A 23,931-nucleotide genomic window follows, 5' to 3' on the forward strand; every position below is an offset into this window, starting at 1 on the left:
CCCCCCCACCTCTTCCCCCCAGTCCCTTGTATTACTTGATGAAGTGGGTGCGGGAACAGATCCAGCGGAGGGAAGTGCTTTGGCGATCGCACTTTTACAACATCTCGCCAACACCAGTTTATTAACAATGGCGACGACTCACTTTGGCGAATTAAAAGCTCTCAAATATGAAGATGAAAGATTTGAAAATGCCTCAGTAGAATTTAATGATGTTACCCTTTCGCCAACCTATCGATTATTGTGGGGAATTCCCGGACGTTCTAATGCTTTAACAATTGCGAAAAGATTAGGATTGAATGCCGAAATTGTGGAACAAGCGCAAAATTATGTTGGTGGTGCATCGGAAGATGTTAACCAAGTAATTGCAGGTTTGGAAGCGCAAAGAAAACGGCAAGAAACTAAAGCGGAAGAAGCAGCGGAACTGTTAAAACAAGCGGAAAAATTACATGAAGAAGTAGCAAGAAAAGCGGCTAATTTAAAAGAAAGAGAACAGCAATTACGGCTACAACAAGAACAAGCTGTTCAAGCTGCGATCGCACAAGCAAAAGGCGAAATTGCTCAAGTAATTCGCCGTTTACAACAGGGAAATGTGACGGGAAAAGATGCACAAGCAGCGACAGAGGCAATTAATCAAATTAAAGAGAAACATTTGCCACCGCCAGCAAAACCAAAACCTGGATTTAAACCGCAAGTTGGCGATCGAATTCGCATTCCCAAATTTAATCAAACTGCGGAAGTTTTAACCGCTGCTGATGAAAACGGTAACTTAAGCGTGCGATTTGGCAGCATGAAAATGACCCTTTCTTTGGCAGATGTTGAATCTTTAAGCGGGGAAAAAGCAGAACTTCCAGTTAAACAAAAACCAGCTGAAAAAGAAACACCTCGAACTTCGCCAAACAAAGGCGGAACTCAAGCGCCACCACCCGCACCCGCTATTCGCACCTCGCAAAATACCGTTGATATTCGCGGCTATCGAGTCGCAGATGCCGAAAGTGAGTTAGAACGGGGAATTAATGCAGCGACTAATGCTGGCGTGTTGTGGATCGTGCATGGTAAAGGTACGGGAAAACTGCGCCAAGGTGTGCATGAATTTTTGCAAGAGCACCCACAAGTTGATCGTTTCGAGTTAGCTGATTCTAAAGAAGGTGGTGCAGGAGTGACGATCGCTTATCTACGTTAAATTCAGACTAAATTTATCCTAAAAATGAACATTCTGCAAAATAGAGATGTTGTATTAAATGTCTCTACTTTGCTTTTTCACGGGTTTTGGTATACACAATTGATAAGGGCTACTTATATCATGTCCGGTTAATTACCTATAATGTAGAGACGTTATACATAACGTCTCTACAGGGTTTTGGATTAAGTATATTATGGCCGATCGATCGGACATGATATTAAATACAGCTTTAGCTATTCTTAAAGTTAGAAATTTTACAAATTCTTTCTTGCCATCAGTCATAAGAAGGAAAGTACAATAATAACGATAATGAAAATTATATGAGCCGTTTTGTTAATCAGAACGATTGACAAATCACTTAACACCGTCCAGTTGATTGAGAACCAATTAATCAATGAATTTTGAGGAAGTTCTAGAAACCGTAGAAAGGGTGCTATTATCCCGGCAACTCACTGCAATAGAGCGATTCATTTTGCATCAGTCATGGTTAGGTAAAGCTTATACTCAAATGGCAGAGGAATCTTCTTATTGTAGTGCTTATATTAAAAGTGTTGGCTCTCAATTGTGGCAAGATCTTTCACAAGCATTAGGCGAAAAAGTCACCAAAAAAAATTTGCATTTAATTTGGAATGACTATCAGCAAAAGCAGCAAAAGTTAAGAGGAAGTTAGGACAAATTTTATCAGATTAGTCCTTCCTGGCAATAACATAATAACGCCAAGGTGCTGGATAACCTTCCACTGTTAAAGAATCATCATCAGAATTGAGGAATTCTGGTAAACTATCAATATCTGCCCAAGCAGTACGACGCTGTTCTTCAACTGACAAAGGTGCAGCAAAAAAACAGTTAATCTGAGTAAAACCTGCACGCGCCAACCAATTTTCTAAACAACTTTGAGTGGGTAAAAACCAAATCCCTCGCGCCTGTGCGTAACGCTTTCGGGGAGTCAAGGAAACTGGTAATTCTCCGGGTATTCCTTGACAATCTATAATAATTTCTCCCTTGGGTGCTAGAGCTTGTTTCATTTTACCTAAAAGCCCGATCGGATCGGGATGATGATATAAAATACCCAAGCAAAAGATTGTATCAAAAAAGTTGGGGAAAAAGTGAATATGTTCCACTCCAAGTAACTCAAAAAATAGGTTTTCTTGCTGAACAATATTCTGCATTAATTGAAAGTTCCAAAAGTGCTTTGCCACAGGTTCAAACCCAATTACACAATCAGGTTTTTGTTCTGTCATGCGAAACATAAAATAACCATTGTGGCAACCAATATCCGCAACTTTACGATTTTCTAAAGATTGAATATAAGGTAAAATCCTTGCCCATTTCCAATCAGAACGCCACTCAGCATCTATATTAATCCCAAACAGTTCAAAAGGCCCTTTTTTCCAAGGACAAAAAGCTTTTACTGTTTGTAAAAAACGCTGCTGTTGTTCTGCGATAAGTTCATCTTTTCGCCCGATTTTAACAACTGAATCAGAAAAGTCAAACCAATTGCTTTCAATGTCTTGAATAGCGGCAACTGCTTCTTGATATTGACGATTTTGCTGTGTGAATAATTTAGCTTGTCGTTCCTGACGTAGAGTTAAAATTGCTTCTCGTTCTAAGTGGGTGGAATAGCGATCGCAATAATCAGGTGCTAGATAACCAATAAACTCATCAAACATCAAAATAATCCTATTTCAGTGCTACCAAAGAAAGAAAATTATGCAGTTTAATTAAAGAATCAACCTGCTGAAAACCACTATCTTTTAACATTTGCAATTGCTCAGTTTCAGTTAAAGGTACTAAAACATTTTCTAGTGCTTCCTTTTTGCGTTCAATTTCCGTATGAGCATATCCATTATAAGCCTTAAAAGCTTCATAATGTCGAGTAATTGTTTCTTGAAATAGGGGGTAAGGTGATTTCACCTTTTCACTCAAAAATAACAAACCACCGGGAACTAAACCTTCGTATATCGACTTTAGTAACTTTTGCCGCACTTGTAAGGGCAAAAACTGTAAAGTGTAATTAATAATTACCACGCTGCTATTTTCAAAAGAACAACTTTCGGCACCAGCACAAATTAACTCTACTTGATGAATTTGCTGAATTGGTAACAACTTTTCCCTAGCTTTTTCTAACATAGGTTGAGAATTATCAATCCCAACTATTGTAGCTGGTTGCTGTAAAAATCGCCCGATTAATTCTAAAAATGTTCCCGTAGAACAGCCAATATCAATAATTTTAGTTCCTGTTTGGTAGTAAGCTTTAGTCCAATGAGCAGCACAGGCTAAAACTTCCCGATAAAGAGGAACTGAGCGCGAGATCATGTTATCAAAAACATTGACCACATCCTCGTTAAAAACAAAAGGTTTAGGCCAAGGGCCTTTTTCAAACAGCTCATCTTTTTCAGGGCTAAGATAAAGTTCGGTAGGATAAATTTCAGGGTCTTTCATGAGATTGATTCCAAGGGAAAAGTTGCGTACAAAATGCAAATTACCAGCAGAACTAATTGTCAAGGAATTGATAGAGAGCGCCGAATAGCGATCGCTCCTAGTGCTGGCCTGAAAAACAACAGCGCCCCAATTAATGAAAGGAAAAAAATTTCAGCCATTACTAATGCTTAGTTCCGCGTAATTTACCAATTATTTACATATTTTACATATATAAGCATTGTTATGATATACTGCAATATTAATGATGAGAGATAAAATATTAAACTCTTCATTTCAGTAGCAACTCCGTTAAGAGTTTATCTGTTTGTGTGAGAGGTGCAGCCGATATTACTTAAATTCTGTCAATAATTGCAACGAGAAATTTTATGGCTATTTTGCTAACTACACTTTTTGCCCCTTGCAAGCCTGAACGTGCCCAAGAATTTATCACTTGTTTAGAAAGAAATCTGGCACATCCTTATATTGAAGCTGTTAAAGTTTTTTTTGAAATCAAAGATCCAGATACAGGCTATGGCTACTTAGAAGGATTTTCCCATGAAAAATTAGAAATTATTCCTGTAAATCACCGTTCCACTTATGCTGATTTGATAGAAGTAGCAAATCAGTGGGGAAATGAGCAGGTAGCAATTATTGTCAACGGCGATATTTACTTCGACGAAAATAGTCAATTAGAAAGAGCATCAGAGATTACTAATAGTGAATTTTGGACAGTATCTCGATATGAACCTACCAAGGATGGTGGCTGGAAACTTTTTCATATTGCGACGGCGGGAGCACATGACTGTTGGATTTTTCGCACCCCATTACGCGCGTTTAAAAATAATTACCAACTCGGTATTCAAGGTTGCGATTTATTTATAGCTCAACGGGCAATAGAGGCGGGTTTCAAAGTATTAAATCCCTGTTTCACCATCCGCCCCCGACATTTACATCAAGTGCCAGGAGTACGTAATCATAAACTCGATCCGGTTCGGAAAATTAATTATTGGCACGATCCAGAATATGCACCTTTGGGTACACAAACTTACTCCCCGCAACCCTGTTCCCTGGAAAAACCAGCTTATCTCTCTACCCGTTCCCCAGGTTTTATAGGCATGAGTTTAGTAGGACGTTGGTTATTACCAATTTATCGATTTAAGCCGATTAAAAATAGTATTGATGCGATCAGAGGAATTAAGACAAAGACTAAGGCTAAAACTAAAACCTAATTTTTTTCGCCTCTCCGGTTGCTCAGATGTTGCAGCAGGGGAGGTTCTGCCTCTTGGTGCAACTCAGTATGCAAGTTTGATAGCTTAATACCTGATAAATTCTTGAATCGAGCCAGCTAAATTGTGTAATAGTCGATCGTCAGTACTGGGAATAGGAGTTAAATAGAAGATTTCTCCTGATAATAACTTTAGACTTAATCTATAAAATTGAATCCCAAATAATTTAAAGGGTTCAACTTCAACTAAAGAAATTTTGGTAATGGGAAAATGACTGTATTGATTTCCTAGCCATCCTTTTTGTTTAAAAGTAACCCGATTTACCGATTTATCAAATAAACAAATCTTTTCCGGGCTACCAAACATCATAAAATTCGCACAAATAATGCAAAAGAATCCAAACCAATCAAGAGGAGGTAGAGAAGATATAAAAATTAGCAGTCCAATTGTTGCGGTAAAACTGCTCAAAACCCAGATGCCAATGGGACGTTCCCGCAGAGTTAATAAGGTAAAAGTTCGCTGAATTACTTGCATATTTCAAGTATATCCAGAATTAGGACTAAAGCCCTCACAACAAACGGATTTTAGATTTTAGATTAAGTAATCCAAAATCTAAAATTTAATATCTAAAATCGATTCACTGCTTCCAGTGATTTTCCTGTAGTTTCAACTTGAAACATATAGGTAATTACTGCTGCTAATACGCAAAATATAGCCAACAAAAACAGCAAGATTGAAATTCCCACTGATTTTTGTAAAATTGGTAAAGCAAAAGTGCCTAACACGGCTCCAGCTTTGGCGAAAGCGGCAGCAAAACCAGCACCACTGGCGCGAATTGAAGTGGGAAAAACTTCTCCTGATAGTAGAAAAGTTGTGGAATTTGGCCCAGCATTCATGGTTAGATTAAAGATTAGAAAACCGATAAAGACGATCGCTATATCCAAAAAACTATCTGAGTTGAGAAAATTAGAAGCAGCTAACACCAAAAGCCCCACAGCCATACCACAAAAGCCGATAATTTGTAAGCGAATTCGTCCTACTTTTTCAACCAAAAATACCGCAATCAAAAACCCTGCAATTAAAAACAGATCGACAAAAGCAGAACCTCTGGCAGAAGCGATTTCTCGCTCAAGAAAACTGCTAGCATTTTCAAAAGCTAAAACCCCAATAATTGTTGGGGTAAAAATGCCAATTCCATAAGTAGCAATATCTTGTAAAAACCAAGGAACCGAAGCTAAAAATGTACTGCGAAGGAATTGAGGAGAAAATAAAGAACTGTAAGAAAGACTTGATTGCTGTGTTGGCGGATCGGTTTCTTTGGTAATGGCGATCGGTTCATTTAATAAAGTAGTTGCCGCCTCAGAAGCTTCCTTATATTCACCCCTAGCAATGTAATAACGGGGACTTTCTAACAAGAAACTAAACCGCAAAATGGCAACAATAATTGCTAATAATAACCCCACTCCTAACATCCAACGCCAGGAATATTGAATAGTTGGTAATATTGAATTTGGATAAATGACTTGAAACAAGTGAATTGTAATTAATCCAGTTAAAGCACCCAAAAGTTGCCCAACTGCTTGAAAAGTAAAAGCACCAATTACCATTCTTCCCCGCAGTCGAGAAGGAACGTTTTCCGTAATATAGGCAACACTAATTGGATAATCTGCACCGATGCCAATGCCTACCAAAAAACGAAATATAATTAGTGAAGTGGCATCCCAAGCAAATGCTGTTCCAGCAGTAGCAATTACAAAAATGGCAATATCAATAATTAGCATTAAATGTCTGCCAATTTTATCAGTAATTGGGCCTAAAGTTAGTGCGCCTACTAGCGATCCCGCGATCGCAGCTACCGCCACAGCGCCAACTTGCGTCGAACTTAAATTAAAGTCTTGCTTAAGAAATGGTAAAGCGATACCAATAATAAAAAAATCGAAACCATCTAAGGCAATTAATCCCGCAGATAGCACCCAAAGTAACCACATTACACGAGTTACTGGTGCAGCATCCAGCCTTTGTTCAAAGGATAAAGGTTGGCTAGTTAAAGTTGTAGTCATTTCGTTACTTTCTTAGTTCCTGAGTTTTATTGCTAAAGAAGGAGTTTTCATGTTACAAGATTTTTGCCAACGAATTTGAATACCCAGCGATAGAAATTCCGGCAAAAACCGCCCATCTCTACAATTTGTAGCAAATATCCCAAGCCTAAATCAATTGTAAAAACCCCTCCTTCTCCTCTTTCTTCCTCTTCTCTTCGCGCTCTTCGTGTCTTTGCGGTTCAAAAAAATTCTTCTCAAGAACCATTGAAGATTGCTCAATTTCTGTAAATAACCAATTAAAATCAAGATAACATAAGCTTAGCCCCAAATAATACCATGTGGAAACCGGAACTCCTAGCCCCAGCGAAAAACTTAGAACGCCTCAAAGTTGCCATTGCTTATGGTGCTGATGCGATATATTTAGGTGGGCAAAATTATGGATTACGGGCGCGTGCTGATAATTTTACCGATTATGAATTAGAGCAAGCTGTGGTATTTGCCCATCAGCATAATGCGAAAATTTATGTTACTCTAAACGCCTTTCTTCACGATACAGATTTTGTTGGATTAGCTGAATATTGTCATTTTTTAGAATCTATTGGCGTAGATGCTGTTATTGTTTCCGATCTCGGTGTAATTCGGGCTATTCGTAACAGTTCAAATCTGAATATTCACTTATCGACGCAAGCTTCTTGCCTCAATTCTTATGCTGGACTGTTGTGGAAAGAAATGGGAGTGAAGCGGTTAATTGTCGGGCGAGAATTGACTATTGCTGAAGCTGGCGCAATCCGAGAAAAGTCAGGCATTGAAGTGGAAATGTTTACTCACGGCGCGATGTGTATGGCTTATTCTGGACATTGCACTATTTCTAATTTTACCGCAGGTCGAGATTCTAATCGTGGCGGTTGTATTCAATCTTGCAGATTACCTTATCATTTAGAAACTGAAGAGAAGAAATCTGATGATTTAGTAACTTTCATGTCTTCTAGGGATTTGTGGGGAATTTATCAAATCGGAGAGTTTTTTCAACATCAAATTTGCTCTTTGAAAATTGAAGGGCGAATGAAATCTTCCTTCTATGTTGGCTTGACTTGTAAGGTTTATCGTCAATTAATTGATGCTTATGCAGCCGGAACATTGAATGCAGAAATGCTACAAGTTGCGGCGCGAGAACTGCAATCTGTACCTAACCGAGACTATTTTTCTGGTTCTTTAGAAACACCAGCAGGTAGAGATTCTGTGTTCGGACAATTGTCTGGGATAAATACAGGAACTTACGAATATTTAGGTTTGGTTGTTGATACCACTCCTGAAGAAATTGTGTTGCGACTTGTGGAACCTTTTGCATTAGGAGAAGAGATTGAAATTATCCCATTTGAAGGGGAGGCGATTCGGGGGAAAGTCGATCGCCTATTTTCCGCTACAGGTGAAAGCGTAGAATTTATGCGCCAAGATAGTATTGCACGAATTCCGAAATTTCCAGCAGCAACAAAAGCAGGAAATATTGCTAAATTCAATGTAGTTCGATTCAAATCAGCAGTTAAAGAAGTAACTCATGCAATTTAACACTTTTATTTCATCAATTCCCGATTTAGAACGGTGCGTTAATGCTCCTAATTTAGAGGAAGTGTTATTAGAACCGATATTATTAGCACGTCAGGGAAAACTCACAGAAAATCAGATACAAACTTTAGCTGGGGAAGCTTTAAAACGAGAATTGCGCCCGGTTTTAGTTTGGGATATTCTGATGCCAGAACGGGTAATGAACGATGTTTGTGAAAGGTTAAAAAGTTGGAATTTGAGTCAATTTGCAGCAATTCGCGTTTGCGATCCGGGTGTTGCTTATTGGTTGAAAATTCACTTCCCAAAAATGCCAATACAGTTAATTGTAGAAACGGGGAATCATAATCTTGAATCTTTGCTTGGGTGGTGCGAAATTTTTAGCGAAACTTTGGAACGTTTGATATTGTCGATCGAACTCCCCGAAGAAAAGCTAATTGAATATTGCCAAAAACTTCCCGTCGCTTGCGAACTACTCGGTGTGGGACAAATTTTACTATTTTACTCGCCGCGATCGCTACTTTGGGAAAGGCAGAAGGAAGAAAACAATTTATATGAGTTTAACCCTAATTCAGCACTTTATTTAGAAACTACTGCTGCTTTTGAAGATGCACCGAATCGGCATTTTCCCACTCTCGAAACTATACATGGAACATTCATGTTTTTGGACAAAGACCAGTTTATTTTGGATAAATTGGACGGTTTGCGATCGGCCCGATTACATACAGTAAGATTAGACTTGCGACATTTAGAAAAAAATGGCGATGTCGCAGTTGATATTGATAATATTTGCCGCCAAATTCTCGAAGATCCGGCAACTTTACGATTAAATTGGTTTAGAGAAACTCGCGCCCCATTTTTTAAAGCAAATCGTACTACATCGGTTTTTTCCAGAATGAAATCGAAAGTAGCAGATTACCGAAATCAAAATTGTTTAGCGGAAGTCTTAACTGGAGAAAGCGGAAAATATGTAGTTTTCCAAACCTTTCGACCTTTCGAGGTTTCCCAAATTCAAAGCATGATTATGCCCACAGGCGAAGAGATTAAAATTCCGCCTGAAATTGCCTTTCGTAACTTAAATGGCGAGCAATTAAAAACTTTTACATCTGAGCAAATTCTAGTGACAAATTGGATTAAAAAAGCAGTACCAGGAACTTTACTATTGAGCAACCGTAAATAAACAGGAAAGTTCTCCAACACTTGTGTTATCAACATGAGTACAGGAAAGCCCTTTTTGAAAACATGATGATGGTAGAGGAATTTTCAGATCTTGCAGCAGTGGAAGTAGAACCTCTCAAATCTCGTTATATCGTTTACAAAAATGATTAATATATAAGAGGTAGGGGCGGGTTTAGCCAATAATTGATAATCGGTAGTGAGTAATGTGATTTCTACTACTCATTACCCATTACGTTTCCATCTGAACAAGCAGTTACTCTTGCCGAAAGTTGGCAAGCGCATCTAATCTGGATGGATATACAGATGCCTCGTTAGAGTTCACTAAAAAATTACGATTTGACCAAATTATTAAGGTATTGGAGTAGCTGCCAAATGATAAGCGATTTCCTCCAGAACGGCAGAGCCGATCGCATTTCCACGTTGAAAGGAGAAATTTTAATCGTGGATGACAATCTCGAAGAAATTAATCTTTTATCAACTCTGCTAATTGAAGCGGGATATAAAGTTCGCAAAGCAGTGAATGGAAAAATTGCACTCATGGGTATAAAAGCCAATTTACCCGATGTAATTTTACTCGATATTTTGATGCCAGATATGAGGGGATATGAGGTATGCGAACATCTGAAAAAAGATCGGCGGACTCGCTCTATTCCAGTTATTTTCTTGAGTGCCTTAGATGAGGTTATAGATAAGGTTGAAGCTTTTAGAGTTGGGGGGGTAGATTATGTAACTAAACCATTTCAAATTGATGAGGTTTTAGCACGAATTGACACTCATTTTACCATTCAACTTTTACAAAAAAGACTCAACAAACAGAACGAAAGATTACAAAAATCAGAAGCCGAGGCAAGGGAAAAATCTAAGCAACTAGAACTAGCACTAAAGCAACTACAAATGGCTCAAATTGAACTAGCGAAAGTAAATGAAGAGTTACAAAGCCTTGCTAATTTAGACGGGTTAACGCAAGTGGCTAATCGTCGTCGCTTTGACGAATATTTATCTCAAGAATGGAAACGATTAGTTAGAGAGAAACAACCCTTATCTTTAATTTTATGTGATATCGATTACTTTAAAAATTATAACGATTGCTACGGACATCAAGGGGGAGATAATTGTTTACAGCAGGTAGCTCAAGCGATTAACCGTGCTGTCAAGCGTCCGGCAGATTTAGTAGCGCGTTATGGTGGTGAAGAGTTTGTTATTATTCTACCCAATACTTTTGCCGAAGGAGCGATCGCTGTTGCTCAATTAATCCAACAAGAAATCCAACAGCTGAAAATTCCTCACGCTCAATCAGAAGTCAGTCAATACATCACCTTAAGTTTAGGAGTATCGACGATAATTCCGACCCTAGATTTATCAGTAGAAAATTTAATTCACCAAGCTGATGAGGCGCTTTATAAAGCTAAAAGACAGGGACGCGATCGCTTTAGCGTATGGGTGTAAATACTGAGCGCATTCCCCATCCCAAAAAATATCATTAGAAAAAATTTCAATAATCTATCCTTATCCTTCAATTCAATTTAATTATGTTAAGTTTAACTGGATACCAAATTCTCGAACAAATTCACGACAATTGCCGCACTCAAGTTTATCGAGGTATTCGTCAGTCCGACGGACAACCTGTTGCTATTAAACTGCATAAAAGTGACTATCCCAGCTATCGGGATTTAGCACAGTTTCGTCATCAATATACCCTGGCTAAAAATCTCAACATTCCCGGTATCATCAAACCCTACAGTCTAGAAACTTACGGCAACAGTTTTGCCTTAATCATGGAAGACTTTGGCGGGATTTCCTTGTCAAAATATACTAATAATCAACCTTTGCCGATTGATGAATTTCTCTCTATTGCCCTACAAATCGTCAAAATTATCGAAGGATTGCACCACAACTGTATTATTCACAAAGATATTAAGCCCCAAAACTTATTAATCAATCCTCAAACGCAAGAAGTTAAATTAATTGACTTTAGTATTTCTTCTCTTTTACCCAGAGAAACTCAAGAAATTCAAACATTGAACATCCTACTAGAAGGCACTCTCGCTTATATCGCACCCGAACAAACGGGACGCATGAATCGAGGGATTGATTATCGTACCGATTTCTATTCCCTTGGTGTTACTTTCTATGAATTATTAACTGGACAACTTCCTTGTCTGGCAACTGACCCAATGGAGATTGTTCATTGCCATATTGCTAAAACGCCACTTTCTCCGATCGCAATTAATCCAACCCTGCCTGAAGTTGTCAATGATATTATTTTGAAATTGATGGCAAAAAATGCTGAAGACCGCTATCAAAATGCTTACGGGATTAGATATGACTTAGAAATTTGTCAGCAGCAATGGCAAAGTCAGGGTAAAATTGTGCCATTTCCCATTGGAAAGCGAGATATTTGCGATCGCTTTCTCATCCCGGAAAAACTTTATGGTCGAGAACGAGAAGTCCAGACTTTGCTACAAGCGTTCGAGAATCGCGTTGCTCAAGGTAATCCAGAAATTCTGTTAGTAGCAGGTTTTTCGGGGATTGGAAAAACAGCAGTTGTTAACGAAATTCACAAACCTATTGTCCGTTCTAAGGGATACTTTATTAAAGGAAAATTCGACCAATTTAATCGTAATATTCCTTTGTCTGGTTGGGTAGAAGTTTTTCGAGAATTAACGAAACAACTGCTCATTGAAAGTAGCGAAAAATTGCAACTTTGGAAAACCAAAATTATCGCAGCATTGGGAGAAAACGCCCAAGTGATTATCGAAGTTATTCCTGAACTCGAACAAATTATTGGTTCTCAACCTGCTGTTGCTGAACTGTCAGGAAATGCAGCCCAAAATCGCTTTAATTTATTGTTTTGTAAATTTGTTTTTGTGTTTGCCACTCAAGAACATCCTCTAGTAATTTTCTTAGATGACTTACAATGGGCAGATTCTGCTTCCTTAAACCTGTTACAAATATTGGGAAGTGAAAGTGAGACTCGCTATTTGCTGTTAATGGGTGCTTATCGAGATAACGAAGTTAATCCCGCTCATCCATTGCCATTAAATTTAGAAGCTATCAAAAAAACGGGTATAACTTTACAAACGCTAACCCTGACTCCCCTTTCGCACTCATCAATTAATCATTTAATTGCCGATGCCTTAAATTGCCCGACAGAACTTGCTTCACCTTTAACGGAATGGGTTTATCAAAAAACTAAAGGTAATCCTTTCTTTACTAATCAATTTCTCAAATATCTGCATGAAGAGGGAATGATTACCTTTGACTTTGAGCGGAACTGTTGGCAATGCGACTTAGCTCAAGTGCGGACGCTTTCGATTACCGATGATGTAGTAGAGTTTATGGCATTTAAGTTACAAAATTTGCCAGAATTGACTCAACAACTTCTAAAAATAGCAGCTTGTATTGGCAATTCTTTTGATTTAAATACCCTATCTATTGTTGCGGAAAATTCCCTAGAAGCAACTGCTTGTAATTTGTGGTTTGCCTTACAGGAAGGGGTCATTTTACCCATCAATGATGTTTACAAATTTTTTCAAGATAGGTCAGAGTATCCCCCATTAACAGTTAGTAATTACCCATCACCCCGTTATAAATTTCTTCACGACCGCGTCCAACAGGCTGCTTATTCTTTGATTCCAGATGAACAAAAACAAGCAACTCACCTCAAAATCGGTCAGTTATTGTTAAATAATACTGCAAAACCAGAACAAGAAGAAAAGATTTTTGAAATTGTTAACCAATTAAATTATGGGTTAGACCTGATTTTAAACCCAAGCGATCGTTACGAATTAGCGCAGTTAAATTTAATCGCAGGACGTAAAGCAAAAACGGCGACTGCATATACCACTGCTGTCGATTACTTAACAGTAGGAAGGAAACTTATCAATGGGGATAGCTGGCAAAATCACTATGAAACAACGCTTAATTTATATGCTGAATCGGTGGAAGCAGCTTACCTCAATACTGATTTTGAACAAATGGAAGAATTAGCAAAACTTGTGCTAGATCATGCCAGAACTTTATTAGATAAAGTCAAGGTTTATGAAGTACAACTTTCCGCTTGTACAGCCCAGGTTAAACTAAAAGAAGCACTGGAAATGGGACTGGAAGTTCTGAAACTTTTGGGTGTTAGTTTTCCTACACAACCAAGTCCTGGGGATATTCAGCATAAATTAGAAGCTACTGCGTCTCTTTTTATAGATCAAAAAATTGCAGATTTCGTTAATTTACCAGAAATGGTAGAACCAGATAAGCAGGTAGCATTACGAATTTTATCCAGTTTAGTTTCTCCTGCTTATATGAGTGCGCCTGCGCTCTTACCATTGATTATTTTAGAGATGGTACAGTTATCAGTTTATTATGGCAATGCTCCTTTATCTGCTTTTGCTTATGGGTTGTATGGATTGATTTTAAGTGGAGTTATTCAAGAGATTCAAAGGGGTTATGAATTTGGGCAACTGGCGCTGAATATTGTTGATAAATTACAGGCGAATTATCTAAAAACTAAAATATTTTATACAGTTGGAGCGCACTTAATTCATGGAAAACAACATTTTAAAGAAGCGGTGAGCTTGCTGGAAGAAGCTTATGTTAAGGGATTGGAAACCGGAGAATTAGAAACCGGATATTCAGCCAAAGAAATTTCTCAGCTTTCTTATTTAATGGGTGGCATATTAACCGAAGTTGAACCGAAAATTGCGGCGGGTAGTCAAGCTTTAATTCACCTCAGACAAGAAGCGGCTTTAAATTACAACCAAATTGTTCATCAGGCTGTTCTGAATTTATTAGGTCAGTCGGAGAATCCCTGTTATTTCGGGGGTCAAGTTTATCATGAAGAAAAAATGCTACCATTTCATATCGAGGCTAAAGATAGAAATGGACTCCACTATTTTTACTTCCATAAACTCATTGTTTGTTATGTATTTGGAGAAGTTCAGCAAGCTTGGGAAAATGCTACTCAAGCGGAACAATATTTAGATGCAGTAACGGGGATGGTTAATGGGCCGATATTTTATTTTTATGATTCTCTAATTCGGTTGGCGATATATTTTAATGAAGCTGAGTCAGAACAACAACAGCATCTTCTTAAAGTACAAAGTAACCAAGAAAAGCTAAAAAAATGGGCGAATTCTGCGCCGATGAATTTCTTGCATAAATTTTATCTTGTAGAAGCTGAACGGTATCGAGTGTTAGGGGAAACTGTAGCAGCAATTGAGACTTATGACCTGGCTATTAATGGTGCTCATGAAAATAATTATTTGAATGAAAAAGCGATCGCCAACGAATTAGCTGCTAAATTTTACCTGTCTTGGAACAAAGAAAAAATTGCTCAACCTTATCTGGTTGATGCCTATTATGCTTATGCTCAATGGGGTGCTAAAGCGAAAGTGCAAGATTTAGAAAAACGCTATACCCAACTTCTGGCTCCCATTTTTAACCGCGAACAAAAGACTTTAATTCCCAGTAATTCTATTACATCAATGACCGCCAGAACTTTCGCTTCCACGAGTTTAGAAACTTCAATTGCTCTAGACTTAATGACGGTTATGAAAGCTTCTCAAGCTATTAAGGGTGAAGTTGAGCTCGATCGCGTCTTAGCAAAATTGATGCAAATTGTCTTAGAAAATGCTGGAGCACAATCGAGTGTTTTAATCCTGAATCGAGATGCTCAATTGTTTATTGAAGCGACTGGAAGTGTGGATGCACAGCAAATATTTTTGCGGCAATCTATTCCTGTGGATGGGAGCGATCGCATCCCGCTCTCGATCGTTAACTATGTCTCTCGAACTCATGAAGACGTGATTTTAACCCATGCTAGTAAGCAGGGAAATTTTATCAACGATCCCTACATTATTAACCATCAAAATAAATCAATTTTGTGTACTCCGATTTTGGGTCAAGGTAAACTGATTGGGATTCTTTACTTAGAAAACAATGTAATTGCAGCAGCGTTTACTTCCAAGCAAACACAACTTCTTAAACTATTGTGTTCTCAAGCTGCTATCTCCTTAGAAAATGCTCAACTTTATGAAGCACAAAAAGACTATGCACAAACCCTAGAACATAAAGTCCAAGAGTTACAAAAGACAGAAACAGAACTACGCCAGAGCGAAGAACGGTATCGATCGCTTGTCATTGCCACCTCAAAAATGGCTTGGATTTGGATGACTGATGCTCAAGGACGAGCTTATGATATCCCGGCTTTGCGGGAATATACAGGTCAAACTATTGAAGAAGTCAGCAATTGGGGTTGGTTAGAAGCTTTGCATTCAGACGATCGCGATCGCAGTGCCCAAGTATGGATGCAGGCGATCGCAACCAAAAGCCTCTACGAAACTGAATATCGCCTCCGCGCTGCTGATGGCAGCTATCGCTACTTTTCTGCGCGTGGAGTGCCAATTTTGGCAGAAGACGGCAGTATTAGGGAATGGGTAGGAATTTGCGCTGACATTCACGATCGCAAACAAGCAGAAATTGATTTGCAAAAAGCCAACGAAGAGTTAGAGTTTCGTGTCCAAGAACGAACAGCGGAATTGCAACAAACATTGGAACAACTCCAGCAAGAAATTGTCGAACGCCAACAAACAGAAGCCGCCTTGCAGGAAAGTCAGCGAGCTTTATCTACCCTAATCAAAAATTTACCAGGAATTGCCTATCGTAACCGTTATGACAAAAATTGGACAATGGAATTTGTCAGCGAAGGCTGCTTTGAATTAACAGGTTATCATCCAGAAGATTTAATTGAGAACCACACTCTTTCTTACAAAGAAATGACCCATCCAGAAGATAGAATTTCCGTGCGTTGGAAGATTGAAACTGCTATTGCATTACACCAACCCTTTGAAATAGTTTATCGAATTATCACAGCAGCAGGAAAACCAAAGTGGGTATGGGAGAAAGGTCAAGGAATTTTTTCCTTAGAGGGAGAACCGATCGCCTTAGAAGGATTTATTACTGATATTAGCGATCGCAAACTTGCCGAAGCTGCTTTACAAGAAGCCCTCGCAGCCGCCGATGCTGCCAGCCGTGCCAAAGGCGAATTTCTCTCCAAAATGAGCCACGAATTGCGGACTCCCCTGAATGCGATTCTCGGCTTTAGCCAAATCCTCAATCGGGATGTTTCTTTGAGTGCCCAGCAACAAGAATATCTGGGAATTATTAATCGGGCGGGTGAACATTTGCTCACGTTAATTAATGACGTACTTGAAATGTCCAAAATTGAGGCGGGTCGGATTGAACTACACGAACAAACTTTCGATCTGTACAATTTGCTGAACTCTTTAGAAGAAATGTTTCAACTTAAAGCTTCTTCCAAAGGTTTACAACTTATCTTTAACATTTCTCAGGACATTCCCCAATATATTAAAACTGATGAAAGTAAACTGCGGCAAGTTTTAATTAATCTGATCGGTAATGCCATCAAATTCACCAAAACCGGAAATGTAACTTTGCGAATCAAAGCTGCGATCGCTAATAATTCAAATGCTTCTAATCCCCTATTTCCAATTTTCAATTCCCAGCTATATTTTGAAATTGAAGATACAGGCCCCGGTATTGCACCCGAAGAAATTGATAGTTTATTTGAAGCATTTGTTCAAACAGCAGCAGGTAAACAATCTCAGTCGGGAACAGGTTTAGGTTTACCAATTAGTCGCCAGTTCGTACAATTAATGGGAGGAGAAATTACTGTCAGCAGCATTTTAAATCAGGGCAGCATTTTTAAATTCAATATTCAGATTAGTCTGCCAAAAGACACTGAATTTCCTAAATTAACTTTAACTCAAAGAGCGATCGCCTTAGAACCAAATCAACCTAACTATCGCATCTTAGTAGTCGAAGATCAGCCGGACAATCGTTTACTGCTTGTTAACTTACTCTCACAAGTTGGATTTGAAGTTCGTCAAGCAGTTAACAGTCAAGAAGCAGTTACTTTGACAGAAAGCTGGCAACCTCATTTGATTTGGATGGATATACAAATGCCAATCATGAATGGATATGAAGCCACCAAACGTATCCGCTCTCTACCAAAGTTGCATCCTATTATTATCGCTTTAACGGCTAACGCCTTTGCCGAAGACAAGGCGAATATTTTAGCGACTGGCTGTGATGATTTTGTCAGCAAACCGTTTCGAGAAGCGGTTATTTTTGAAAAAATGACTCACTATTTAGGTGTCCGTTATGTCTACGAGAAACTGCTCACCCAGAAACAAGAAAAACCAAAAATAGAAACTATAATTTCTCGCTTAACCTCAGAATCATTACCAAAAATCTCGCTGGAATTGAACGCCCAACTTTATCAAGCTGCTCAGGGATTAGATGATGAAAAACTGGGACAACTAACCGAACAAATCCGCGAATCTCATCCTATCTTATATAACAATTTGGCAATTCTGCTCAAACAGTTGCGATTTGACAAAATCATTGAACTTCTGGAGAAATTAAAAAATGACTAACGAACTCCCATAAAACCAAAACTAAATAATTTTCGATCGTTCCACTGGTAAAAGAATAGTAAAAGTAGCTCCTTGTCCTGACGTACTCTCACAAGAAAGCTCGCCGCCATGAGATTCTACTATAATTTGGTAGCTAATCGATAGCCCCATTCCGATGCCAGAGCCTATCTTTTTAGTAGTAAAAATATGTTAGTCAAACCTGGCTGTACAGTATTTTTTTAAATATTTTTAACAATTGATAAATTTGGTTATAATTAGATCTTGCACCAGTTCCGAAATCCGCCTGCGAATCAATTGGCAGGCTTATAGCTAAACTCCTCTAAAGAGGACTAAATACTTAGAATTGAAAAACTTTCAGTCCATTAAAATGCACTCAAAGCTCTTAGCCCAGAAATTGATTTCTGGGCGGGCTAAAAGCGGAGGTGCAAGATCTCAGTCTATCTAATGCCATAGAACAAAGACAAAAAAATCTTCCCACCGACTTAACATATCGATTATCAGCGTTAACTGATGAGCAAAACCTATTTACTTAATATAAAAAAATTAAGAAAAAAGTCGAAGAAAGCGGTATATTCTGGAAAGTGAGCGTCGGAAGTAAGCAGTGCCTAAAATCATCGCAATTCTAAACGGTAAGGGAGGCGTAGGAAAAACTACTACAGCTATTAATTTAGCTGCAACCCTCTCGGAGAAATCAGAAGTTCTTTTAGTTGATGCAGATATTCAAGGTTCCGCCAGTTGGTGGTATGAGCGAGCTAAGGATTCCTGGGGATTTGACTTATCCAAAGAAACAAATCCTAAACTTTTGAATCGGTTACGCAAGATAGAAGGCTATGATTTAGTTGTGGTAGACACTCCTCCGGCGCTGCACTCGGAAGCATTAGCAGCCGTAATAGCGATCGCAGATTATCTAGTTTTGCCCACACCTCCAGCACCAATGGATTTAGCCGTACTGATTGAAACAGTCAGGGAAGCAGTGACACCGAAAGGTGTCGCCCATCGAGTGTTGTTGACAAAAGTCGATTCGCGGAGTTTGGGCGAAGCACTAGAAGCGCAAAACACGCTTTTAGAACTAGGAATCCCCGCTTGTCATGCTTTTGTTCGGGCTTATAAAGCTCACGAAAGAGCCGCTTTAGATGGCGTACCAATTACGCATTGGCGCGGCAAAAATGGGCGAGAGGCTGAAGCTGACTACCGCAGAGTTGCTAACGAATTACAGCGAGATTGGAGGTAACAATTATGGCAAGAAAAAATCTTTCGGACTTATTACGTCAAGAGGCACAAAAAGGCTCAAATTCTGAAGATGAAACTGTTAAAAATAATGATAACGGAGTCATTGATGTGCAAGCAGTGGAAGCAGTGGAAGTTACCGCAGAAGAAGTAACAGAAGAAGCTAGCAGCAATGACAAAACTTCTGCCAAACGCAGCACTTCTGCTAAAGCCGAATTAGACACAAAAGTAGCAGAATTGCAAGCGGCTTTAGATACAGTTAAAGCAAATGAAGCAAGTTTGCAAAAAGAGATTGGGGAATTGCGATCGCACTTGATAAAATCCCAGCAAAATGAAGCAAGTTTAGAAAAAAAACTGGCTGAATATAACTCAGAATTAGAAAATCAGAAAAAATTGCTAAAACAGCAGGAACAAAAGTTAGAAAAAACTAACCAAATGAAAAAAGAGTTAGACGAAGCGAAGAAAACTTCCCTGCAATTAGCAAATGCTAATTCTGCAATTGAAGAAGAAGTAAAACAGTTAAGAAAACAACTGGAAGACTTACAACCAAAACCCGCACAGTTACCAACAAAACCTGCATCATTACCAACAAATCCCGCACCATTAGCAGTTAAACAAATAAGAAAAGAAGGGAAACACTTACATTTCCCCTCACAAAAAACTGATAATTCAGATGATTTTGCCTCTAATACTTGGTTGCTGGACTAGAACTGAGAGCAGTTGGCGAGTAAGTTAAATTAGCCTAAATTTTACCTCTTACCTTCTGCCTTCTGCCTTCTATAAGGTTAGCGTTTTTGTAATTTGGCTTCCAACAATTTGGCGATCGAATCTTTTTCCAGCAATCCCACTAACACACCATCAGCTTGAACTACAGGTAGTTCAGTAACATTATTTTGTTCAATCAACTTTGCCACATCAAGCAATGATTGATTTGGACTTACTACCCTAGTTTGATCTACAGGTTTTGTCAGTTCTCTTACGGGAGTGAAGGGCCAAAGATCGGTGGAAACAGTTCTCATGTCATCAACAGCAATTTCTCCAACTAACCGTCCTTGTTCATCGATGACTAAAAACTTACGCCAAACATCTTTACCAATCACATAATCATTAGCTAACTTTCGCAAAGACATTGACTCTAAAACAATTGGACTGTTAGGATTTACTGCTTCCTCAGCTTTCAAATTGGTGAGTTGATCTTGCAATCTAGCATACTGAGTAGCACGCCCAGCATTTTGTAACAAGAACCAACCAATTAATGCGTACCACCAACCACCAGCAAAGCCACTTCCTAATAATCCTAAAACAATTGCTAGACCAAAACTAATTCCTAGTAAACCAAAAATTTGACCAACTCTACCAGCGAAAATCACACCTTTAAAAGGATTACCAGTGATTTTCCAAACTAGGGCTTTCAGAACATTTCCACCATCTAAAGGTAAGCCAGGAATTAAGTTAAATATACCCAATGCAAGGTTTATAGCACCTAGCAATTCTAACATTCCTGCCAAAGGCCCAGAAATGCCAGCGCCCACACTAAGAAATGTGAACAATCCAAACAGTAGAAAACTCACTAATGGGCCTGCGATCGCAACCCAAAAAGCCCCCGCTGGAGTTTTAGATTCTTCCGCTAAATTAGCCAAACCACCAAACAAAAACAAAGTAATTGATTTGACTTCTATTCCTTGACGAATAGCAGCAAAACTATGTCCTAGTTCATGCGCCAAGACAGAGGCAAATAGCAATAAAGCTACGATTAATCCCAGTACTAAACCCAGTTGGCTGCTATAGCTTAACGTCACCAATCCCAAAATAAAAAACCAAGTGGGATGGACGAAGAAGGGAATGCCAAACAAATTACCAATGCGAATAGAACCGTTCATTTGGTTGCCTCTGATTTCAGCTTCTAGAAGATAATTTTATCCTCTGTTCTTTTTAATTGTGACAAAATGTAACTATTGTTTTCATTTTTCAATTATCGTATTTTCCGTCTTTTACGGTTCGGTTTTGCCGATCGCAAACAAATCACCCAACAATTTCGGCATAATATAAGAGTAACTTCTAAACCTCTCCTCCTCCTTCTCTGTGTCCTCTGCGTCCTCTGCGGTTCAAAAAAAAAGCACAAGTCAGAGTCACAAGACATAACCTAGAAAATATACAAATTTAAGTTTAAATAAAAAATTCCATGACACCCACATCCCAAAACAACCAAGTCACCCGCTATTACAAACAAGAAGACATCCAGCAAATTCTCCAAATCGCCATTTCTCGGCAAGCTAACGATGGAGAATTTTCCCGCGAACAGCTGAGGGAAATAGCTGAAGAATTAGATATCGCTCCGCAAACATTAGAATTAGCGGAAACCGAATGGTTAGCTAGACAAGGAGAACAAAGAAAGCGCCAAGAATTTAACTTATATCGTCGGAGTAGATTTAAAAGACACTTTGGTAAATATGCAATTACAAACTCATTTTTAATGTTGTTCAACTTTGTAGCAGTTGGACATTTAACTTGGTCGCTTTATCTTCTGTTATTGTGGGGTTTAGGTTTGGGACTAAATGCCTGGAATACGTTTCAATCCGATGGTGAAGAATACGAAAGAGCTTTTCAGCAGTGGTATCGTCGCTACCAATTTAAAGAAACAGTTAACGGCTTTTTCCAGAAGTTAATAAAAGCAGTTAATTAGTCATTTTTACTTACCAAATGACTAATTAAATGCAATAAATGGTGATATCTTCTCCACATCGATCGGCTAAGTAAGATAAAGCCCGAAAGCGTAAACTCATCAGTTGATCGTAGAGGGGATTAATTTTACAAAGTGGGGGAATGTGTAAAATTGTTTTCCCAAACACTTTAATATCTCTAGCAAAGGGACATTGTGAGGGAATTAAACGGCAAACTAACTGAGCAAATTCGCGATCGCTCACATCAATATCATCTAAAAATTGGCGAATTGGATGTAAAATGTAATCTACAATACTGGGTGATTTGTGATAGTGGCTAGTAATAACAGTCATAATCTTTCCTGATTAATTTATATTTTTATCTTCATCCCTACAGCAAGTTTTTCCGGTGACTTGACAAAGCAATTTGTTGTGATAAATAAGAGGAAAATTTGCGATCGCCATTCTACCTATTAAGTGACTTGTAACAGTTTCAGGAGTGATTTAACTCACTTAAGTTAAAATTAATTACAGATTGTAATTAGTAATCACAATTAGATTAACTAGAGTTACAGATTGTTATTACACATACAGTTTATTTTCCGAATCTGATTAGAATAGAAAACTATAAAGGTGTTCATCGCAGCCTCATCACTGCCAATGGAGGTGGAATTATGTCAGAACTTACCTGTGAAGTACCAGTTCTTCACAATATTCAAGAACTCGAAGAAGCGATCAAACAATACAAATCCAAAGACTTAAGCGATAACGATCTCCTTTGCCAGTGGCAAGCGATCCGTGACGCAGCTTTGAATTTAGCTTCGTCTAACAAAGATACAGAGAAAGTTCCTGGTCAAGATAGTTACTAGTTTTAACAAGGTTAATACAGATGTAAATCTGGTAGAATCAATTTTGGTTTTACCAGATTTCTTAACCGGAAAAAAACACTAACAAAAACCCGCCCAGATACAACAGTAATAACAGAAAACTCTCAAAGCCAATGTTGCCAATGCCATGTTTTTCGCGCCGCAACAAGCCCAAGAGTAGAATCCCAGTCATTAAAATAGTTAAAGCTAAAAGAAATACTTGGTGTTCTGTTAAAGCTTGATAAATTGAACCTTGGCGATAAGCGAGATCGCACAAAGCTAAAACTAATACATCAAAGCTATTACCACCGAGAACGCCACTTACTGCTAAAGTAAATGCCCGACGTTGTACAGCTGCTATTGTAGTTACTAATTCGGGCAAAGATGTAGAAATTGCAGTGAACAAACTACCTACAGCATTTTCGGAAAGATTTGTGGAATTAGCAATAGTAACACCAGCTTGTTCGACAACATACCCAGCAACAGCTAGAACAGCAGCAAGTAATATGAAATATACCCATAACTTAATTGTTGACGAATCATCTTTCTCTTCGATTAATACTTCAATATTTTCTGTATCATGCGTTTTCCACATCGGCGAACTGTAAGCAACTGATACTAAACGCAAGCCCAAAATATAAGTAATAACTAATCCAAAAGATGCGGGATGAATTCCCCAAAGATTAATCAGCGGATATGCAGTTGCTAATAACGGGATGGTGAGTAAAACAATTAGTAAAGTTCCTTGAGTTAAAGTTGCAGCAGAAGCAGCAGCGTATTCTAAATTCGCTTCTAAATAAGTGAGATCGGCAATTCCTAAAAAGGCTGTTTGCACAGCAATATCGCCAAGCGCGTTACTCAAAGCTAATACCGGATAGTTGCCTAAAGCAGCGGTGACTGAGGTAACAATTCCCGGTAAAGAGGTACTAAATCCTAAGAATAAAGCGCCCATTAATGCTTGTCCGAGTTTGGTTTTTTGGGCTAGGCGATCGGCAATTCCAGCTATGAAAGTACCACTGACGACAATTACCGCAGCCGAAACAATAAATAAAACGATACTAATTTCAAGTGATAAGTTAGTCAATGTTGATACTGGGTTTTAGCGGTTTTCTCTTCTATT

The 23,931-nt window shown here is 38.6% G+C and carries 20 protein-coding genes; 12 read left to right on the plus strand and 8 right to left on the minus strand.

The window, feature by feature from the left end:
• Together IQ264_RS15490 and IQ264_RS15495 are read left to right on the plus strand one after the other, a co-directional pair.
• Window positions 1–1,180: endonuclease MutS2 (locus IQ264_RS15490; protein WP_193981694.1), on the plus strand; the 1,180-nt coding region annotated here is incomplete at its 5' end.
• A 394-nt stretch (window positions 1,181–1,574) separates the two neighbouring features.
• Complete coding sequence (locus IQ264_RS15495) at window positions 1,575–1,850, plus strand: hypothetical protein (RefSeq protein ID WP_193981695.1); 276 nt, start codon at window positions 1,575–1,577, stop codon at window positions 1,848–1,850.
• Between the two features lie 16 nt (window positions 1,851–1,866).
• On the opposite strand, the gene cmoB is transcribed toward IQ264_RS15495, so the two are convergent.
• Together cmoB and cmoA are read right to left on the minus strand one after the other, a co-directional pair.
• Entirely contained in the window at window positions 1,867–2,850 is a 984-nt protein-coding gene (gene cmoB, locus IQ264_RS15500) for a tRNA 5-methoxyuridine(34)/uridine 5-oxyacetic acid(34) synthase CmoB (RefSeq protein WP_193981696.1), read from the minus strand.
• 10 nt (window positions 2,851–2,860) lie between these two features.
• Complete coding sequence (gene cmoA / locus IQ264_RS15505) at window positions 2,861–3,622, minus strand: carboxy-S-adenosyl-L-methionine synthase CmoA (protein WP_193981697.1); 762 nt, start codon at window positions 3,620–3,622, stop codon at window positions 2,861–2,863.
• A 33-nt stretch (window positions 3,623–3,655) separates the two neighbouring features.
• On the opposite strand from cmoA, the gene IQ264_RS15510 reads away from it, so the two are divergent.
• Both IQ264_RS15510 and IQ264_RS15515 read left to right on the plus strand, forming a co-directional pair.
• Window positions 3,656–3,793 carry a hypothetical protein gene (locus IQ264_RS15510; protein WP_193981698.1) on the plus strand — a complete coding sequence of 46 codons (138 nt, stop codon included), beginning with the start codon at window positions 3,656–3,658 and terminating at the stop codon, window positions 3,791–3,793.
• A 194-nt stretch (window positions 3,794–3,987) separates the two neighbouring features.
• Window positions 3,988–4,830 (plus strand): hypothetical protein, encoded by an 843-nt coding sequence (locus IQ264_RS15515; RefSeq protein WP_193981699.1) that lies wholly within the window; start codon window positions 3,988–3,990, stop codon window positions 4,828–4,830.
• 84 nt (window positions 4,831–4,914) lie between these two features.
• Here the strand turns inward: IQ264_RS15515 and IQ264_RS15520 are convergent, their stop codons facing one another.
• Both IQ264_RS15520 and IQ264_RS15525 read right to left on the minus strand, forming a co-directional pair.
• Window positions 4,915–5,361, minus strand: a complete 447-nt coding sequence (locus IQ264_RS15520) for a hypothetical protein (protein WP_193981700.1) — start codon at window positions 5,359–5,361, stop codon at window positions 4,915–4,917.
• Between the two features lie 92 nt (window positions 5,362–5,453).
• Complete coding sequence (locus IQ264_RS15525; protein WP_193981701.1) at window positions 5,454–6,887, minus strand: MFS transporter; 1,434 nt, start codon at window positions 6,885–6,887, stop codon at window positions 5,454–5,456.
• 315 nt (window positions 6,888–7,202) lie between these two features.
• Here IQ264_RS15525 and IQ264_RS15530 point away from each other — a divergent pair, with 315 nt between their 5' ends.
• From IQ264_RS15530 to IQ264_RS15545, 4 genes are all read left to right on the plus strand, one after another.
• On the plus strand, window positions 7,203–8,432 hold the full coding sequence (locus IQ264_RS15530; protein ID WP_193981702.1) for a peptidase U32 family protein: 1,230 nt from the start codon (window positions 7,203–7,205) through the stop codon (window positions 8,430–8,432).
• Window positions 8,422–9,606, plus strand: a complete 1,185-nt coding sequence (locus IQ264_RS15535; protein WP_193981703.1) for a U32 family peptidase — start codon at window positions 8,422–8,424, stop codon at window positions 9,604–9,606. Before IQ264_RS15530 ends, IQ264_RS15535 begins: the two co-directional genes overlap by 11 nt.
• Before the next feature lie 371 nt (window positions 9,607–9,977).
• Complete coding sequence (locus IQ264_RS15540; protein ID WP_193981704.1) at window positions 9,978–11,051, plus strand: diguanylate cyclase domain-containing protein; 1,074 nt, start codon at window positions 9,978–9,980, stop codon at window positions 11,049–11,051.
• A gap of 83 nt (window positions 11,052–11,134) precedes the next feature.
• Window positions 11,135–18,058 carry an AAA family ATPase gene (locus IQ264_RS15545; RefSeq protein ID WP_193981705.1) on the plus strand — a complete coding sequence of 2,308 codons (6,924 nt, stop codon included), beginning with the start codon at window positions 11,135–11,137 and terminating at the stop codon, window positions 18,056–18,058.
• A 21-nt stretch (window positions 18,059–18,079) separates the two neighbouring features.
• On the opposite strand, the gene IQ264_RS15550 is transcribed toward IQ264_RS15545, so the two are convergent.
• Window positions 18,080–18,244, minus strand: coding sequence for an ATP-binding protein (locus IQ264_RS15550; protein WP_322744703.1), 165 nt, complete (start codon window positions 18,242–18,244; stop codon window positions 18,080–18,082).
• 415 nt (window positions 18,245–18,659) lie between these two features.
• Between IQ264_RS15550 and IQ264_RS15555 the strand changes: the two genes are divergently transcribed.
• Window positions 18,660–19,289 carry an AAA family ATPase gene (locus IQ264_RS15555; protein ID WP_193981707.1) on the plus strand — a complete coding sequence of 210 codons (630 nt, stop codon included), beginning with the start codon at window positions 18,660–18,662 and terminating at the stop codon, window positions 19,287–19,289.
• Between the two features lie 5 nt (window positions 19,290–19,294).
• Entirely contained in the window at window positions 19,295–19,993 is a 699-nt protein-coding gene (locus IQ264_RS15560) for a hypothetical protein (protein WP_193981708.1), read from the plus strand.
• Between the two features lie 77 nt (window positions 19,994–20,070).
• On the opposite strand, the gene IQ264_RS15565 is transcribed toward IQ264_RS15560, so the two are convergent.
• Window positions 20,071–21,165, minus strand: a complete 1,095-nt coding sequence (locus IQ264_RS15565) for a site-2 protease family protein (protein ID WP_193981709.1) — start codon at window positions 21,163–21,165, stop codon at window positions 20,071–20,073.
• 302 nt (window positions 21,166–21,467) lie between these two features.
• Between IQ264_RS15565 and IQ264_RS15570 the strand changes: the two genes are divergently transcribed.
• On the plus strand, window positions 21,468–21,968 hold the full coding sequence (locus IQ264_RS15570) for a 2TM domain-containing protein (RefSeq protein WP_193981710.1): 501 nt from the start codon (window positions 21,468–21,470) through the stop codon (window positions 21,966–21,968).
• Between the two features lie 25 nt (window positions 21,969–21,993).
• Here IQ264_RS15570 and IQ264_RS15575 read toward each other — a convergent pair whose 3' ends face one another.
• Window positions 21,994–22,299 (minus strand): Mo-dependent nitrogenase C-terminal domain-containing protein, encoded by a 306-nt coding sequence (locus tag IQ264_RS15575; protein WP_193981711.1) that lies wholly within the window; start codon window positions 22,297–22,299, stop codon window positions 21,994–21,996.
• 320 nt (window positions 22,300–22,619) lie between these two features.
• Here IQ264_RS15575 and IQ264_RS15580 point away from each other — a divergent pair, with 320 nt between their 5' ends.
• Window positions 22,620–22,814, plus strand: coding sequence for a hypothetical protein (locus tag IQ264_RS15580; protein ID WP_193981712.1), 195 nt, complete (start codon window positions 22,620–22,622; stop codon window positions 22,812–22,814).
• 61 nt (window positions 22,815–22,875) lie between these two features.
• Here the strand turns inward: IQ264_RS15580 and IQ264_RS15585 are convergent, their stop codons facing one another.
• On the minus strand, window positions 22,876–23,895 hold the full coding sequence (locus tag IQ264_RS15585; RefSeq protein WP_193981713.1) for a sodium:calcium antiporter: 1,020 nt from the start codon (window positions 23,893–23,895) through the stop codon (window positions 22,876–22,878).
• Window positions 23,896–23,931 lie beyond the last annotated feature (36 nt).

This window comes from [Phormidium] sp. LEGE 05292 (assembly GCF_015207735.1).
Classification (GTDB): Bacteria; Cyanobacteriota; Cyanobacteriia; order Cyanobacteriales; family Aerosakkonemataceae; genus Floridanema.